The following is a 1,298-nucleotide window of genomic DNA, read 5'->3' as shown; positions in this document are numbered from 1 at the left end:
GGGGCCTTCCCCCGTGAAGGTGGGCACGCGGTTATTGATCACGCGGCGAGCGTGAGTTTAGCGGTGTGGTGTCGGCGTTCGTATTCGTTGGGGCTCAGGTGACCGTTGGCAGAGTGCCGGCGGCGGGTGTTGTAGCGGGCCAGCCAGGCAAATGCCGTCCTTCTGCAGGTGTCGGCGTCGCCGTAGTCGCGGGCGCCCTGGAGGGTCTCGCGTTTCAGGGACGCATGGAAGCTCTCGCAGGCCGCGTTGTCCGCGCTGGTGCCGACCGCGCCCATCGACCTGGTGACCCCGAGCCGGTCGCAGAGATCGGCGAAGGCTCTTGATCCGTATTGGGCTCCGTGGTCGGAGTGGAACACGGCGCCGTCCAGGCCGCCGCGGGTCGCAGCCGCCATCTGCAGTGCGTCGCTGACCAGGCTGGTGCGCATGTGGTCGGCGATGGACCAGCCGACGACCTTGCGGCTGAAGCAGTCCAGCACGGTCGCGAGATAGAGGAACTCTCCGTCCTCCAGGGGGAGATAGGTGATGTCGCCCATGTATTTCAGGCCGGGTTCGGGGGCGGTGAAGACCCGCTGGAACAGGTCGGGAACCGGTGCGGTGGCCGCGTCCGCGATCGTGGTGCGGACGCGTCTGCGCAGGCGGATGCCGGTGATGGAGAACGTCCGCATGATCCGGGCGACCCGCTTCTCGTTGACCCGACGCCCCTTCTCCCGGAGCTCGGCGGTCACCCGCGGGGAGCCGTATGCGCCGCCGGACTCGCCGTGGACCCGGCGGATCTCCTCGGCCAGGACCTGGTCCTTGCGCTGCCGGACGGCCCGGGCCTCGGCGCCGGCGAGCCACTTGTAGTAGCTGGACCGGTTCACGTCCAGGATCTGGCAGAGCCGCTTCACCTCGTAGGTGTCCCGGTGGTCGTCGACGAACTGGAAGCGGCTCCTCACCAGTTCGTCTCCCCGGCGAAATACTTGGCCGCCTTGCGGAGTATGTCCCGCTCGGTCGCCAGTTTGCGTTCACTCGCCTCGAGCTCGGCCACCCTGGCTTCCAGCTGCCGGATCCGCTCGTCCGAAGCCTCGGACGGCACGGGCGTCACCGGTTGGGCGGCCGGCTTCCCAGCCGTGGCGGCGACGCCGCGGCGTTCGCGGTCTCGCAGCACCCACTCGCGCAGGGTGGCGCGGTTGATGCCCAGGTCGGCGGCGATGCTCTTGTACGTCGCCCCGGGTGTGGACTCGTACAGGGTCACAGCATCGGCCCTGAACTCGTCCGAGTAGTCCTTCATCGCCATCGGCGGTTGTCTCGCTTCCTCC

At 68.6% G+C, this 1,298-nt stretch carries 1 protein-coding gene; it reads right to left on the bottom strand.

Annotation, left to right across the window (positions count from 1 at the left end; all coding sequences use genetic code 11):
* Positions 1-38: 38 nt before the first annotated feature.
* A protein-coding gene (locus tag WN71_RS38855) for an IS3 family transposase (protein WP_240529920.1) occupies positions 39-1,276 on the bottom strand; the annotation gives its coding sequence in 2 pieces (ribosomal slippage) (positions 39-952 and positions 952-1,276; 1,239 coding nt in all).
* Positions 1,277-1,298: the final 22 nt, after the last annotated feature.

This window comes from Streptomyces mangrovisoli, assembly GCF_000974985.2.
GTDB classification, from domain to species: Bacteria; Actinomycetota; Actinomycetes; order Streptomycetales; family Streptomycetaceae; genus Streptomyces; species Streptomyces mangrovisoli.
Note: the sequence above shows the minus strand (reverse complement) of the source record. Positions and strands in the feature narration are given on the sequence as shown.